The organism is Arthrobacter sp. 2RAF6 (assembly GCF_052115205.1).
GTDB lineage: Bacteria > Actinomycetota > Actinomycetes > Actinomycetales > Micrococcaceae > Arthrobacter.
In genome coordinates, this window is the sequence record NZ_JBFRGF010000025.1 from 14,780 (window position 1) to 29,540 (window position 14,761).

The 14,761-nt window shown below is 61.4% G+C and carries 15 protein-coding genes; 13 read left to right on the top strand and 2 right to left on the bottom strand.

Annotation, left to right across the window (positions count from 1 at the left end; translation table 11 throughout):
* The first annotated feature begins 128 nt into the window (after nucleotides 1–128).
* The 10 genes from AB4Z38_RS16885 (at nucleotide 129) to AB4Z38_RS16930 (ending at nucleotide 9,628) form a co-directional block, all read left to right on the top strand.
* A complete protein-coding gene (locus tag AB4Z38_RS16885) occupies nucleotides 129–1,160 on the top strand; it encodes an SIS domain-containing protein (protein ID WP_441430771.1) in 1,032 nt (343 codons plus the stop codon).
* Complete coding sequence (locus AB4Z38_RS16890; protein WP_441430772.1) at nucleotides 1,160–2,005, top strand: PfkB family carbohydrate kinase; 846 nt, start codon at nucleotides 1,160–1,162, stop codon at nucleotides 2,003–2,005. Before AB4Z38_RS16885 ends, AB4Z38_RS16890 begins: the two co-directional genes overlap by 1 nt.
* Before the next feature lie 15 nt (nucleotides 2,006–2,020).
* On the top strand, nucleotides 2,021–3,601 hold the full coding sequence (locus tag AB4Z38_RS16895) for an ABC transporter substrate-binding protein (RefSeq protein ID WP_441430773.1): 1,581 nt from the start codon (nucleotides 2,021–2,023) through the stop codon (nucleotides 3,599–3,601).
* A gap of 85 nt (nucleotides 3,602–3,686) precedes the next feature.
* On the top strand, nucleotides 3,687–4,754 hold the full coding sequence (locus tag AB4Z38_RS16900) for an ABC transporter permease (RefSeq protein WP_441430774.1): 1,068 nt from the start codon (nucleotides 3,687–3,689) through the stop codon (nucleotides 4,752–4,754).
* Nucleotides 4,751–5,626, top strand: a complete 876-nt coding sequence (locus AB4Z38_RS16905; RefSeq protein WP_441430775.1) for an ABC transporter permease — start codon at nucleotides 4,751–4,753, stop codon at nucleotides 5,624–5,626. Before AB4Z38_RS16900 ends, AB4Z38_RS16905 begins: the two co-directional genes overlap by 4 nt.
* A 5-nt stretch (nucleotides 5,627–5,631) precedes the next feature.
* Nucleotides 5,632–6,483 carry an ABC transporter ATP-binding protein gene (locus AB4Z38_RS16910; RefSeq protein ID WP_441430776.1) on the top strand — a complete coding sequence of 284 codons (852 nt, stop codon included), beginning with the start codon at nucleotides 5,632–5,634 and terminating at the stop codon, nucleotides 6,481–6,483.
* A gap of 19 nt (nucleotides 6,484–6,502) precedes the next feature.
* The gene (locus AB4Z38_RS16915; protein ID WP_441430777.1) at nucleotides 6,503–7,312 is read left to right on the top strand and encodes an ATP-binding cassette domain-containing protein; all 810 of its coding nucleotides are present in this window, start codon (nucleotides 6,503–6,505) and stop codon (nucleotides 7,310–7,312) included.
* A 67-nt stretch (nucleotides 7,313–7,379) separates the two neighbouring features.
* Nucleotides 7,380–8,426, top strand: a complete 1,047-nt coding sequence (locus AB4Z38_RS16920) for an alcohol dehydrogenase catalytic domain-containing protein (protein WP_441430778.1) — start codon at nucleotides 7,380–7,382, stop codon at nucleotides 8,424–8,426.
* The gene (locus AB4Z38_RS16925) at nucleotides 8,423–9,430 is read left to right on the top strand and encodes an aldo/keto reductase (RefSeq protein WP_441430779.1); all 1,008 of its coding nucleotides are present in this window, start codon (nucleotides 8,423–8,425) and stop codon (nucleotides 9,428–9,430) included. Before AB4Z38_RS16920 ends, AB4Z38_RS16925 begins: the two co-directional genes overlap by 4 nt.
* Before the next feature lie 57 nt (nucleotides 9,431–9,487).
* Nucleotides 9,488–9,628 (top strand): hypothetical protein, encoded by a 141-nt coding sequence (locus AB4Z38_RS16930; protein ID WP_441430780.1) that lies wholly within the window; start codon nucleotides 9,488–9,490, stop codon nucleotides 9,626–9,628.
* Nucleotides 9,629–10,290: 662 nt separating this feature from the next.
* On the opposite strand, the gene AB4Z38_RS16935 is transcribed toward AB4Z38_RS16930, so the two are convergent.
* Both AB4Z38_RS16935 and AB4Z38_RS16940 read right to left on the bottom strand, forming a co-directional pair.
* Nucleotides 10,291–10,539 (bottom strand): type II toxin-antitoxin system RelE family toxin, encoded by a 249-nt coding sequence (locus AB4Z38_RS16935; protein ID WP_441430781.1) that lies wholly within the window; start codon nucleotides 10,537–10,539, stop codon nucleotides 10,291–10,293.
* Nucleotides 10,540–10,580: 41 nt separating this feature from the next.
* A complete protein-coding gene (locus tag AB4Z38_RS16940; RefSeq protein WP_441430782.1) occupies nucleotides 10,581–10,856 on the bottom strand; it encodes a type II toxin-antitoxin system Phd/YefM family antitoxin in 276 nt (91 codons plus the stop codon).
* 498 nt (nucleotides 10,857–11,354) lie between these two features.
* Here AB4Z38_RS16940 and AB4Z38_RS16945 point away from each other — a divergent pair, with 498 nt between their 5' ends.
* The 3 genes from AB4Z38_RS16945 to AB4Z38_RS16955 all read left to right on the top strand — a co-directional run bounded on the left by AB4Z38_RS16945 (nucleotide 11,355) and on the right by AB4Z38_RS16955 (nucleotide 14,331).
* Entirely contained in the window at nucleotides 11,355–11,684 is a 330-nt protein-coding gene (locus AB4Z38_RS16945; RefSeq protein WP_441430783.1) for a hypothetical protein, read from the top strand.
* A 167-nt stretch (nucleotides 11,685–11,851) separates the two neighbouring features.
* Entirely contained in the window at nucleotides 11,852–12,493 is a 642-nt protein-coding gene (locus AB4Z38_RS16950; protein WP_441430784.1) for a plasmid pRiA4b ORF-3 family protein, read from the top strand.
* 773 nt (nucleotides 12,494–13,266) lie between these two features.
* Nucleotides 13,267–14,331 carry a glycosyltransferase family 4 protein gene (locus AB4Z38_RS16955; RefSeq protein ID WP_441430785.1) on the top strand — a complete coding sequence of 355 codons (1,065 nt, stop codon included), beginning with the start codon at nucleotides 13,267–13,269 and terminating at the stop codon, nucleotides 14,329–14,331.
* Nucleotides 14,332–14,761: the final 430 nt, after the last annotated feature.

Genomic DNA, 14,761 nt, shown 5'->3' on the forward strand with positions numbered 1-14,761 from the left:
CTGTAACACCACCCTACAAGAGAACGATCTCTTGACAAGTCCGGCCGCGCCGAGGAGAGTTGGATCACCCCCGAGAGATCGTTCTCTCAAGTGGAAGTTCTGCACATCCCGTAAGTCCAAGGAGTTTCATGACTGTCCAAACAGTAGCCGTCCGCCCCAGCCCCGCTGACTTAAAGGAAACGTTTGACCGCATTCTGTCCTTCCGTCCCCAGTTGGACGCGATCGCAGAGGACGCCATCGCAAAGGGTCTGAAAAACGTGTTCTTCGTCGGCGCTGGGGGTTCCTACCTCGCTGCCTTTGGAGCGGTCTTCCTTCTCCAGAGCAAAACGAACCGATTCGAAACGCACCATATGACCAGCGCCGAATTCACCAGTCGCAATCCAGCTGGCCTGGGCTCACACAGCCTGGTGATCGCGGGCTCACACACCGGCGGCACGAAGGAGACACTGGAAGCAATCGAGCTCGCCAAGTCCGCTGGGGCTACGGTGATTGGCTGGTCCTACAACCCTGACAGCGCCCTCGCCTTGGCCTCGCCGCACTTCTTCGCCTACGAGTCAAAGACCACAGCGGCCGATGCGAAGCAGATGATTGTGGCCGTCGTGGCTTGGTCACTGCTGAAGGCGGCTGGCTACGAGGCTAACTACGATGCCGTGAACGCCACCTACGAGAACATGGCTACTGCTTTGTTGTCTGTCCACGAGCAGGTCGAGGACAGGTTTTACGAAATCGGCCAGCGCTACCACGCGGAACCTGTCACCTACGTTCTGGGTGCAGGGCCCGGAACTGCGGGCGCGTACAACCTCTCAATGTGCTATTTCCAGGAGATGCAGTGGATGCATTCGGCGTTCTGGAACACGGCAGAGTTCTTCCATGGCTCTATGGAAATCGTGGACGAAAACACCCCGTTCTTCGTCTTCCTTGGCGAAGACAGCACCCGGCCAATCGGCGAACGCGCCGTTGCTTTCCTGTCCGAATACACCAAGAAGCTGATCGTGATTGACACCAAGGATCTGGATTTGCCCGGGATCCCGGAAGACCACCGCGACCTTGCCACCTCCCACGTTCTCCTCACCATCTCGATCCGGCTTGCCAACTACTACGCTCACGCTTCGGGGCACGACCTGTCCCTGAGGCGGTACATGGGCAAGGTCGCATACTGATGCACCTTATTACCATCGGCGACAATGTCGTCGATCGTTACACCTCCCGGGGACTCATGTTCCCGGGAGGGAGCACCCTGAACGTAGCCGTATTTGCTGCTCGTGCGGGCATCAAATCCAGCTACATTGGAATCGTTGGAGACGATCGCGAAGGGCGTCTGATCCGGTCCGCCGCGGAAGCTGAAGGAGTGGACATCTCCCTCGTGGCTACGCTCCCGGGTGCCACCGCCTCCACCAACGTCAGCCTCGTAGAGGGGGACCGTTCATTCGCCGGTTCGTCCAAGGGAGTCTCGGTGTTTGTTCCCACAGCTTCACATCTGACGGCGGTTGAAAAGGCCCACGTCGTCCACACCGGCCATTCCAGCGTGATGGAGCATCACCTCAGCGATCTGGCCAAGAGAACTCCCTTGTCGTTTGATTTCTCGGACCGTCATGAGGATGCCTACCTGGAGCGGGTCATGCCGTACGTGCAATTTGCCCATTTCTCCGCTTCCGATCTTTCGCCCAAAGAGACAGCGAGGTTGATAGAACGCGCCCTGGCATTCGCTCCCAGGTCTCTTCTGGTAACTCAGGGAGCCAACGGCGCGGACTACTTCGAGGACGGCGAACACTGGCATCAGCCAGCCATGCCGACTCAGGTAACTGACACCCTGGGGGCCGGAGACACGATGATCGCAACCCTGCTTGCCCGGCGGGGGCAGGGCGTTCCGCCAGCCGCAGCGCTGGCCGACGCCGCAGCAGCAGCAGCGAAATCCTGCACGTATTTCGGCGCGTTCGGCTACGGGACACCCCTGGCCGAAGCCGTATCCGCTCAGGATCACGCAATTGAATACTCCATGGAATAATCGGAAGGACAAACGATGAAGGCTAGAAAATGGGCTATTGGAGCCCTTGCTGTAACAGTGTTGGCTGGAATGCTAGTTGGCTGTACGCCGACCGTTGCCGACACGCGTGGCTCGAAGTCGCACGACTTCGTCATAGGGCTCGCCTCGGAGCCGCCGACGTTCAATCTCGGACTCACGACAAATGGCGACTCTGAGATCATCGGATCAGCGGTGTTCGACACCCTGGTCAAGGTCGACCGCAGCTTCAAAATCCTCCCCGGTCTCGCGGAGTCGTGGAGCGCCAACAAAGACTCCACCGAATTCACCTTCCACCTTCGCAAGGGCGCGAAGTGGCACGACGGCGTGCCGTTCACCTCAGCGGACGTGAAGTTCTACTTCGACAAGATCATTCAGCTTCACCCGCTCGGGGGTCCCATCGCCGCGATCTACAGCAAGACCGAGACACCCGACGACCTCACCGCGATCATCAAACTGAAATCGCCCTACGGCCCGTTCTTCGAGGCAGTCACGGCGAACTACCTGATACCCAAGCATCTCTATGAGGGCACGGACATCGCAACCAACCCCTACAACGTCAAGCCTGTCGGCACGGGTCCGTTCGTGTTCAAGTCCTACACACCGGGCGACTCAGTAGTTCTCGTGAGGAACGACAACTACTGGGGCAAACAGGGTGACGTGGATCGAATCGTCGGCAAGATCCTGCCGGACGCGAACGCACGTTCGCTGTCGTTCGCAAGTGGCGAGGTCGACTTCACGGTGAACCCCGGACTCGAGCAGCTGCAGATCCTCAAGAAGAACCCGAATGTCCTCGCGCTCGACTGGACGCTGCCCGAGCACCTCGTCGGGTTCTTCAACACAGCGAATCCGATTCTCGCGAAGTTCGACGTGCGCCAGGCGCTGTACCAGGCGATCGACCGAAGCGAGATCGCCGACAAGGTGTACCAGGGAACCGGTGAGGCAGACCGCTCGGTGTTGCCGAACCAGATAACCTGGGCCAACGACGAGTCGATCGACTTCACGAAGAAGTTCAAGTTCGACCTTAAAGCTGCGGCAGATCTCCTCGACAAGGCCGGCTACCCGGCCGGCGCCGATGGCCGCCGGTTCTCGCTCAACGTCACCTACCGCACGGAAATCCCCACGTGGGGCAAGGCTGCCGAGCTGATCAAGGCGAACTTCGCCAAGATCGGGGTGGCCGTAAACCTCGTGGGTCTCGACCCGAGCATCTACCGCGATGCAATCTTCACGAACCACACATACGACCTCGTGCTGACGCAGCTGGCCGGCTACGCGGATCCCAGCATCGGAGTCGCGCGTGCTTACGAGTGCAACCCGGCCAAGGTCGCCTTCCGCAACCCGACGGGCATCTGCGACCCCGCGATCGACCATGCCTTCGCTGCTGCCGCATCCGTCGCCGACCGCGCCGAGCGCAAAGCGGCATTCACGGACGCCGCAGCCGCCGTGGCTCATTCGCTCGCGACACTTCCCCTCGTGTCCATCAACCAGATAGAGGTGCTTCGCGCCGACAAGTGGAATGGGCTCGAGGACTTCGCACGAGTGCACCACCAGGACTGGAGCGCCCTGGTAGCGAAGAACTAGCGAACCAATCAGCCCGGGTGGTGGACTTCTTGCCTCACAAGTCGTCCACCATCCACTCTCACGCAACCATGCCCAGGGAGATCCCATGAAGGCACCAGAATCATCGCCCTACCTCGCGCGACCAGCTACCGGAGCGACTCCAAAAGCCCTCGCCTCACCAGCCCTTCCCCGCTTCCTAGGCTTGCGCCATGTGGCGCGCTTGATCGGCTCGTCGCTACTACTCGTATTCGTCGTCATCTTAGTCATGTTCCTGCTTCTCGAACTCGCGCCCGGCGATCCGGTCCAGGCCATGGTCGGCGAGGCTCCGGTGCCTGAAGCGTTCCGACAGCAGATGGTCGCCACCTATGGACTAGATCGATCGCTGCCCGAGCGGTTCATCTCCTACATCGCGAACATCGCGACGGGCAATCTCGGGTATTCCTTTGCCAACCATCAGCCCGTGTCCGAACTCATCATCGGTCGACTGGGCAATACTCTCGTCCTGACCCTTCCGAGCCTGGTCATCTCGTCCATCGGCGGAATCCTGCTGGGCACGGCCGCAGCTCGCACCCGCTCCCGTCTGAAGGACGGGGCAATCTCGTTCATCGCGGTCGCCGGATTCTCCATCCCAAGCTTCTGGCTCGCTCTGCTCCTCATCATCCTGTTCGCCGTCACGCTCCACTGGCTGCCCGCTCAGGGCATGTCATCGTTCTCGTCCGGGGGGGTCCTTTCGATCCCCCACATGATCCTGCCGCTCATCGCACTCGCCACGGGCGAGCTCGCGTTCAAGGCCCGCATCATGAGGTCGACCATGATCGAGGTGCTCGGCCAGGACTACATCGACACCGCACGATCCAAGGGCCTGTCGAGCTTCCAGATCCTCCGCCATCACGGGCTCCTGAACTCGATGCTCCCCATGGTGTCGGTGATCGGCTACAGCTTGGGATTCACGTTGGCGGGTGCCGTCACGGTCGAGAAGGTGTTCGGCTGGCCTGGAATGGGGATGCTCCTGTACACGTCAATCCAGACCGGCGAGCACATGGTCGTCATGGGCATCCTGCTCATGATGACGGTCACCATCGTGATCGTGAACATCCTGACCGACGTGGTCTACGGGCTCGTCGATCCCCGCATCCGGGCCCGCTCGCGCGCCGCACAAGGAGTGAAATCATGACGTTACGTGCCCCCGTTCAGTTGGTCGACCCCGCGACCTACAGCTTCCAGAGACCGCTTCGTGAGTTCATCCGCAGGCCATCCACGATCGTGTACCTGTCGATCGTGGCGGCGGTAGCCCTCATCTGTTTCGTGGGACCAGCATTCGGTGATGACCCGAACTCCACCGGGTTCGCCGTACTGACCCCGCCCGATGCCCAGCACCTTGCGGGCACCGACGGACTGGGTCGGGATCTGCTCGCGCGGATGATGCTAGGTGGACGGAGCTCGCTTCTCGTCGGCGTGGCCGTCGCTGCCCTGTGTTTGACCGTCGCGGTGGTGGTCGGAGGTCTTGCCGGGTTCTACGGCGGTCTGGCGGATCGTCTGCTGACCAAGGTCTCAGAGTTCTTCCAGGTGGTTCCGAGCATCATCCTCGCCCTGGTGGCAGTCACGCTGTTGGGTTCCAGCCTGCCACTGATCATCCTGATCCTCAGCGCCACCATGTGGCCGCAGGTGGCAAGGATCGTGCGTGCAGAGTGCATGCGGATCGCCTTGCTCGGCTATGTCGAATCATCACGAGCTGCTGGATTCTCGTCACTCAGGATCTTCTGGTCGGATGTGCTTCCGAACGCCTTCCCGCCCGTGCTGGTCGCGACCACCATGACGGTAGGCCGAGCGATCCTTTCTGAATCGAGCCTGTCATTCCTGGGCCTGGGAGACGCAAACATACCCAGCTGGGGTGCGCTTCTCTACGACGCGCAGCCCTTCATGCAGATCGCATGGTGGCCCACGCTCTTCCCGGGGGCGGCGATTTTCATCGTCGTGCTCACGGCGAACATGCTGGGCGACCGCCTCAACGACAGCCTCAATCCGGCTCTCAGCAGGGTCAAGTGATCGAGATGGCATCCCAACCCACCACAAGCCCCCTGCTCGAGGTCCGCGACCTCAGCGTCTCGCTGCCGACGGGTCGCGGCCAGTCGGTGCAGGCCGTCACCTCGGTGAGCCTGACCGTCGCTCGCGGTGAGCGCGTCGGGATCGTCGGCGAATCCGGCTCCGGCAAGTCAGTGTCGGTACGCGCGATCTCCGGGCTCCTGCCCCAGTCGCCCCTCGTTCGAGTCGAAGGCTCGATCGAGTTCGCGGGCCACGAGCTCGTCGGCGCGAGGGAGAAGGTCTGGGACGACATCCGGTCCAAGCGCATCGGGATGGTCTTCCAGGATCCCTCGACATTCCTGAACCCGACAATGCGAATCGGCCAGCAGGTTCGAGAGGCGCTCGTGAACGGGCGGTCGGAGAACAAGGCCCGTTCGGAGGTCGTGCGCTTCCTAGAGCTCGCGGGTCTCTCGAAGGCGCGGGAGTTGGTCGCTTGCTATCCCTTCGAACTCAGCGGTGGCATGCGACAGCGCGTGCTCATCGCCATTGCGCTCGCCAAGGCGCCCGAGTTGATCATCGCTGACGAACCGACCACGGCTCTCGACGCCACCGTGCAGCGGCGGGTGCTTCGCTCACTTGACGCCAGCGTCGACGAGCTCGGCACTTCGCTACTACTCATCACCCATGATCTCGCGGTGATCGCGGGCCTGTGCGAACGCGTGTACGTGATGTTCCGCGGCGAGATCGTGGAGTCGGGCACCACCGACCAGATCTTCCACGATCCCCAGCACGATTACACGAAGGAGTTGCTGCGCTGTGTGCGCAGCCTCTCGGATGACACGCCCGATCTTTACGTCAGCGACTACTCGGCTCGCGCCTGACGCGTTCGAAAGGCACCCCATGATACTTCAAGCAACCAACGTCTCCAAGACCTTCGGTCGTCGGCGAGCCGGTGCACCCAAGGCGGTCGACGACATTACGATCTCGGTGGCTCCTGCTGACTTCATCGCAGTCGTCGGGGAGAGCGGCAGCGGCAAGAGCACTGTCGCCCGCATCCTGCTCGGGCTCATCGCACCGGATGAGGGAACCGTGACGTTCAACGGCGAGGACCTCTCGTCGATGTCGCGCGCCCAGCGTATGGAGTTCCGGTCGTCCGTGCAGTGTGTGCTGCAGGATCCGGCCGCAGCCCTCAACCCGCGCAAGTCGGTGAGCGACATCCTGGCCGAGGTCATCGTTCTGCACGGCATCGCACGCGGCCGCAAGCAGGTGCTCGAGAAAGTGCACGAGGCCCTGGAGATTGTCGATTTGCAGCCGGCGCAGATGTACGCGAATCGGTATCCGCACCAGCTCAGCGGGGGCCAGCGGCAGCGCGTGCTCATCGCGCGTGCGGTAATCCTCAGCCCATCGATCATCATCGCCGACGAGGCGGTTTCGGCGCTGGACGTCTCCGTTAAGGCGGGAGTCCTGAACCTGCTGAATCGCCTTGGCCGCGACCTGAACATCGGCTATCTCTTCATCACCCACGATCTGCCCGTGGTGAAGAAAGTCGCCCACGACATCTATGTCATGAAGGACGGCCGCGTCGTCGAGCACGCATCGAAAAAAGTCCTGTTCGAGCATCCGGCCACGGCGTACACCCGCGAACTGCTGGCCGCGGCACCGGTGCCCGATCCCCGCGTGGCGCGGGACTGGATCAAGGCGGCAGGATGAGATGGTCGCTAGAACCGGGGCCGCGCGCCCATATTGTAAGCGTGTCGGAACGCGAGGGCCTCTACTGATGCGAGCTTTAGTTGCTGACGGACGGGGCGGGCTGTCGGTCGAGTCTGTTCCGGACCCAGAAATCGGCCCTTTCGACGTTCTCTGCAGGATTCTGTATGGATCGGTGTGCGCCGGAACCGACACCCATGTCGTTCACGGAAGGCTCGGCGCGCAATATCCATCCATCATCGGCCACGAAAGCATCGGTGAAGTCATCGCGGTCGGCAGCGAGGTTCGAAGTTTCCGACAGGGAGATCACGTCACTCGTGTGTTCGCTCAGGCATCGTCCGCCGGCTTGGCTCTTAGTTGGGGAGGGATGTGTGAGTTCGGCGTCGCGCGCGATCACCGCGCAATGAGAATGGCCGGGCTGGCCGAAAGCGAGGGGGCACGATTCGCGGTCAACGAGGTCATGCCGCCTGGGCTAATGAGTGCTGTACATGAGCCGATCATGATCACGTGGCGCGAGACTTTCGATTACGTCCGACGCCTGGGGGTCTCCGAGCGTGATCGGGTGGTTGTGTCCGGCTCAGGGGCCAATGGATTGTCGCTTGCAGCGATGAGCGTGCTATTAGGAGCCGACGTGACGGTGGTGGGCTCTGCCTCGCGAGCACGCGAAGTCGACAGGATCGGGGCCGACGGCATCGACTACCGTGACGAGTCGAGGGTTTCGGAATTTGTGAATGTTAACAGAGGGCGTGTTGCAGTGCTCATCGACGCGACCGGACAGTCCGGCTCGATTGATGCCCTCCTCCCGACCCTGCGTGTGGAGGGGGTGTTGGGCGTATACGGACTAGACGACGCCCGTTCATACCAAATCCAACCGCTACGCACACAATCGTTTCGCGTCTACAACGGAGGCTATCGCGAGGCGGACGCTCATGAACCAGTGGTCGCCTTGGTGCGTGCTGGGAAATTGGATGCCTCGATCTGGATCGATGAGAGCATGGCGTTCGGCTGGCATGACATTCAGAATGCATTCGAGGCAGCAGAACAGCGCACGCTCCTCAAGCCGGTCGTGAAGCTCGGGGACCAAGCCGGACTACAAACAAAGAAGGAGCAGAAATGACCAAACAAGGAGCAGAAATGACGATTGACCGCACTGTCCTAGGTAGGACGGGTATCGAAGTGAGCCGTCTGGGCCTCGGTGGACTATATCTCCGTCGTGACACGATGTCCGACACACGAGCTGCGGTCAAGTTCGCGCTGCACGCGGGCGTCAACTTCATCGATACGGCACCTGGCTACGGCGAAAGTGAAGCGGTGCTCGGTGAAGTACTCCGAGACTTGCCGGACCAACCCCTGATCCTCTCGACGAAGCTCGGGGGACGCCCGGTTCCCTTCGACCCGAAGGATGAATCGGTGCTGCGTCGATCCTTTGAGATGAGCCTTGAGGCGCTGGGGCGGGACCATATCGATCTATTGATCGTGCACGAGCCTGACCGAAAGCGCGAGTACGACTGGTGGACAGACGACCTGACCTACGAAGGCCCGGTCCGCACTCTCCTTGAGACGCTGCGCTCCGAGGGGCTGATCCGGGCTACCGGAGTCGGCGGAACAACAGCTCACGAGTTGGCTCGGGTCTGCGACAGCGGGGCATTCGATGTTGTTCTCACCGCGTTCAACTACAGCCTCCTCTGGCGTGAGGCCGAACTCGAAATATTTCCCGCGGCGCGTCGGCACAACATGGGAGTCATCGCGGGATCCCCCCTGCAGGGAGGCCGGCTGGCGATTCGCCGAGACGAGGAGGTGGCCGCTGCCCCTTGGATCAGCGATGCGCGCAAGCACCAGTTTGCGGAGCTGTATCGCTTGTTGGATGACGAGGGATTGGACATCGCCGAGGTAGGGATGCGATTTGTCTACCACTCGGCGCACGTGCATACGACCCTGACCGGCGTGCGGTCGGAAGGAGAGGTGGAAGCGAACATCCGAGTCGTGCAACTTGGACCGCTAGAGCCACGTATTCTCGATCGGCTCGACGAAATTCGTCGAATGGTCCCCTTCCGGCCGACTCTGGAGCCGTTCAGCTTCCCACTTGGAACCTCGACACTGGGCAACGCGAAGTTCTACTAAATCGTCGGCGGTCAGGACGTTGGGGCTTTACCCGGCGTCCAAACAATGGACACCTGCGTGAGCCTGAGTATCCTGCGACGCTACTGGATGGACTGGGACGGCCCCCGCATCGGCTACCAAGTAGAGGAGCTACTCAGTGTCGAGGACGATGCGGTGACCGATAGTTGGGTCGTCGCAGCACGTGGCGCGAATGGCTGAGGGTAGAAACCCCGCCGACTGATTGCCGTGCTAAGCCTTCACTGAAGTGTGGCGCAACGAACCCGCTGTTCGGCCGTCGCGTGCAAACAGGTGGCCATATCCTGCACGGTACTCGAAGTTCTTTCCAGAGCCGGCACTCAGTGAGCACTCACACCACCGAACCGGATGCATTACCAGTTCGCTGCGCCCGCACGGCCGATACGAGAACTTTCTGGCGGCTGTGAGGGGAACTCTACGGCTTCCGTCGACTCGGACAAGCTTCTGCGTGGCGATCAACCACCTCGGCGCAACGTCGAACTCTTTGCCAACGAAGTTGCTGCAATGACGCTATTCCCGTACCTGCGTGAAGGCATCGCAAGCATTACAGCGGAGGTTTTCGGCACGCCGATTACCCTGCCCGTTGCTCAACGTGGGCAAATAGGTTTTGAGGTTGTTGAACCAGATACGTAATAAGGCCGGCACGGAACATGCGCACGATATAGCCAGCCTGTGCTCGCAAGCCTTAGTCAGGCCCGACGACTTCCGGAAACAGCGCTCTGCCTTAGCTGGGACCTGGTAACCCAGGCCTCGGGGAGAGATCACGACTGAACGGAGCGGACAACGGTCTCGACCCCTCACTCAACATCTCGTGCACAGAGCTCGTCTTTACTGAAGAGCTTCGGCTAACGCGGCTTGTAGATGTCGGAGCGGTGTTCGATGCGGTGGACGAACAGGGCGTGTTCTTCGATGTCGAGGGTGAACAGCACCCTGTAGTCGCCGCGCCGTGCGGTGCGCAGTCCGAGCAGTTCGTTCGTGAGGGGTTTGCTCAGCCGGTGGGGATTGTCCGCAAGTGCGCCGGTGACGAATTCAACGATCGCTGCTGCCGCTTTCTCCGGCAGCCGCCGGAAACCCCTCAGTGCCGGGCTGGTCACCTCAACGTTCCATTGTCCGGGACCATTGGATTCTGCGCCGGTCACCGCGGCGGCAGACCGAATTCACGGCGGAGGTCTGCGCCGCCGACCGTGTTGCCCCCGGCAATGTCGCGCCGGGCCTGGTCCAGGTCTTCGCGGATGCCCGGCTGTGAGAGCCAGTGGATGGTCTCCTGCAGGGATTCCAGGTCATCGGCGGACATCAGCACCGCCGACGGGTGCCCGTGCCGGGTGATCTGGATGATCTCGTGCGTCCTGTCTGCTTCCTCTACGAGGGCGGACAGCTTGTCCTTCGCTTCGCTGAGCGGTACCGTTTTCATGTCTGGAATTATAGCCTGATATCAGGCCATCAGCTAGCCCGACTTTTAGCCGATAACCTGCCTTATGTCAAGTAAATTGGTTGAAGCTTCAACTAAATTCCGTGAGGCCGAGCAGCAAGCCGTCCCCCGTTGTCCCGTCTCACTTAAAGTGACCCAATCTCACTACAGATGAGGCATTAGGCCAATCTGTCTCACTTTAGTTGGACCATTGGCCCCCATAATCCGCGGATTTCCGGGGATTCCGAACCACCGTACGTACTGCGATTCTGCGATTTGAGTCACCTAAAGTGAGACCAACCAACGCGATCCGTCTCACGAAACATGACCCAGCCGCGAGAAATCAGGGCCGGACGGTTCAACTTAGGTGAGACGGGACACCCGTCCCTAGTCGGCGGAAATATCCAACACCGGCAGATATGTTGCATGGATCACATTTCGTCTATGGTTGTCCGGGGCGCCACAGCGTTGTGGCACCCAACTGAGAGCGGAGAAATTTTCGTGACGACAGACAAGCTTCGAGCGCTGGTCCGCGTGGACCTCGACTGCGCAAAGGCCCAGGTTGCCACCCAGGGCCGCGTGACGTCCAGGAGCGTCCATGGCCTGTATGACGTGATGAAGCGTGCCAACTCGCTCACCGCGGGCATGACGCTGGAGCTCGATATGACCCGGGCCTGGATCGAGCCCGACGCGCTGGAAGAACTCCGGACTTGCTCGCGGTCCCACCATCTGCCTGCCCACGTCGATCCGCTCCAGTCCGAATACCGGTTGAGCATCCTCGCCCCCGATTACGCTGCGCTCCTGGGACCATTAGCTACCCAGGCGGCCTGACCCCAACAGCGATCCCCAACATAAGGGTGGAAAACCCACCAACGAATCTCCGCATGATTCGGCGAAACGGTCACCGCATGGTTCCTCACTCCCGTATTTTCCGGGGATTCTGGCAACGCCGATAGTAGCGACGTCCCCATTCAGCGTTGCTTGAGAGTACGGACTCCATGGATAAGTTTGCAGCCAGGAACATAGATGGATCGGACGCTGTCCTGGAGGTTCGTGTGGAGCTCGTCGGCAGCGTGCCGACAATTTGGCGTCAGTTTGAGATCCGGGGGTCCATGGCTCTGAAACAGGTACACAAGGTCCTGCAGGCAGTCTTTGGCTGGGAGGACGCGCACCTGCACAGGTTCACAACAGATGATCCTTTCGCCCCGCTGCGGCCGGTAAACGGCGAGATTCCGGAAGTCCTGCAGTGGCTACCAAGGCAGGAATGCGAAGAACCGGGAGACAGGCCTGAAGAGGGGTGCTCCCTGGACCAGCTGCTCGACCTGAGTTCAGGCGCAGCCTTCTACGAATACGACTTCGGCGACAGCTGGCTGCACCGGATCGAACTGATTTCCCGCCGGCCCGCAAACGACGACACTCCACCAGCTCTGCTGATTGACGGCGGCCGGCGCGGCCCGCTGGAAGACTCCGGAGGATTTCCCGGCTACGAGGAGATCATGGACGCCGTCGCCGACCCGTCCCATCCTGGCCACGCCGAACATTCCGCCTGGGCGGCCGACATGACCGGCTCCGATAAGCCTTTCGACCCTGCATTCCTGGACATCGCGGCGGTGAACCTGACGCTGGCCGAGGAGTTCTAACCCCCGGATTTTGCGGTGTAAAAGGCCTGGTCCTTAACGCCAGACACAGCGCCTTCCCCGCGCGCTCCCAACCGCTTCCCGCCGCATAAATGGACGTTACGTCAAGCAAATTGGTTGAAACTTTGTCGGGTTGATGTGCTCTCCGATCGTGCGGGCAGCAGCTGCGGTCCCCCGGGGTTGAACCATTGGCCCGCTACGCCAAGCGACGGTGATCCTTTGGTTCCGGGCTCCGGTTCCCAATTGTCCAGACACGTCTGGACAATTGGAGGCCGGTCCTTTCTGCCGTGCAGAAAGGACCGGCCGGCGGAAAAGTCCAAAGGACGACCGCCATATTCCTCGAGGACTGCAGCGTCAATGAGGCAAGCCGTTCAGGGCTGGACACCGATACCTGCTACGGACTCTATGTCAGCTGGTGCTACTTGAACCGGGAAGTCCCCTTCCCGATCACACCCTCGGCACGGCCCTCTGCCTCGCGGGCCCTCGTCCGGAGTGAAAAGGCAAAAAGGGCATATTCCAAGGACTGCGCATGACCGAGCCGGTCTTCCTCGCGGAGTTCCGTATCGGGGTTTGCCGGCCGGGCCCCGATCCGAAAACTCCTTCCAAAAGCCCAACCCCTTGTCTGCCGTCCCCACGGGATCCTATTGTTTGACCCATACAGCCGGTCTCTGCTGCCGTTCGTCCGGACGTCTTCGTGGCGTCTGCCACGGAAGAACCACGTCAGGCCTTCCGTTCCACGGGCGGGAGTTTCCTGCACGGAATTCGGGAGGCCAGGGATGCGTATAGGACTCATTGCAGGACCATGGATCACGGTCCCGCCGCTCACGTATGGCGGTACCGAGAGAGTTGTGGACTGCCTCGCACGGGGCTTTGCCGCGGCCGGGCACGACGTTGTCCTGGCCGCCCCCTCCGACAGCGAATGCCCGGTGCCGCTGGCCCCTGGCATGAGGAGCTCGGAGCCGGCCGGTCTGGGGTTCACACTATCGGAGCTGAGCCACGTGATACGCGCCTACCGCGGGATGGGCGGAATGGACATCATCCACGACCACACCCTCGCCGGCCCCCTGTACAAGAACCGTCCGTTATCGGTACCGGTCGTGGCAACCATTCACTGCCTTCTCGCGCCCCCGGCCGCCGATATTTACCGTGCCGCCGCAGAAACGGCGAGCATCGTGGCCATTTCCAACGACCAGGTCAGCCGCGTACCGGAGCTGCCGATCGCCAGGGTCATCCACCACGGAATGGACTTGTCCCTGGTCCCTCGGGGCGCCGGCAAAGGCGGATACGCGTGCTTTGTCGGGCGGATGTCCCCCGATAAGGGCCCTGCCGAGGCCATCCTCACTGCCCGGAAGGCAGGAATCCCACTGAAGCTTGCAGCGAAAATCCGTGCACCGGAGGAGATGCGCTACTTCAAAGATGCGGTACAGCCGCTGCTGGGACGCAACGAGGAATTCATCGGAGAGATCAGTGACGCCGACAAGTACGCACTGATGGGCGAAGCGAGCGTCTTCCTGAACCCGATCCGGTGGGCCGAGCCTTTCGGCCTGGTGATGATCGAGGCCTTGGCCACGGGAACCCCTGTGCTGGGCACCCCGATCGGCGCAGCGCCTGAAATCATCGAGCACGGCGTGACCGGGTACTTGGGCTCCCTTGATGACCTGCCGGACTTGCTGCCCCGTGCCGCAGCGCTGAGCCGGCAGGGCTGCCGCGCCGCCGTGGAACGAAGATTCAGCGCGGACCGCATGGTCTCCGATCATTTGAGCCTCTACGAAGAAATCCTGGAAAAAAGAGTGCCACCCGGCGTTGTCGAGGCGGAGCAGACGAACCAGATAACCCGTTAGGTGCCTCGGGAAGCTCGCACCGGGATCCACTGCAAATCGTTGGAGTAGTACTCCAGCGTCCTCGTCTACGAGACCGACGGGGAGCTGCAGCGTCGCTGCAGCACACCTGAATGGAGTGCCGGGCTGAACGACAGTCCCCCAGACCAAGGGAAACAGGTACACGCTACTCTGGCCAGCGCCCCTTGCGGCGATGTTGACTGGGGCAACACAACGGCCCTGAACAAGCGGCCGGGTTTTCCGGCCCGGCCGTCAGACGGGGCCAGCGGCGGGGAATCCTTCGAGCCCGGGGCCCGGGATTCCCAAACTCAGGCGCCGCTGGCCCCCGGGGATCTCCCCGGTCCGTTGAGTCTTGTGCGTCAGGCAGCTCTCTCCGTTGCCGAGGGTGCAACGTTTTTGGAGCCTCGCCACTAAACGTTGGAATGAAACTATG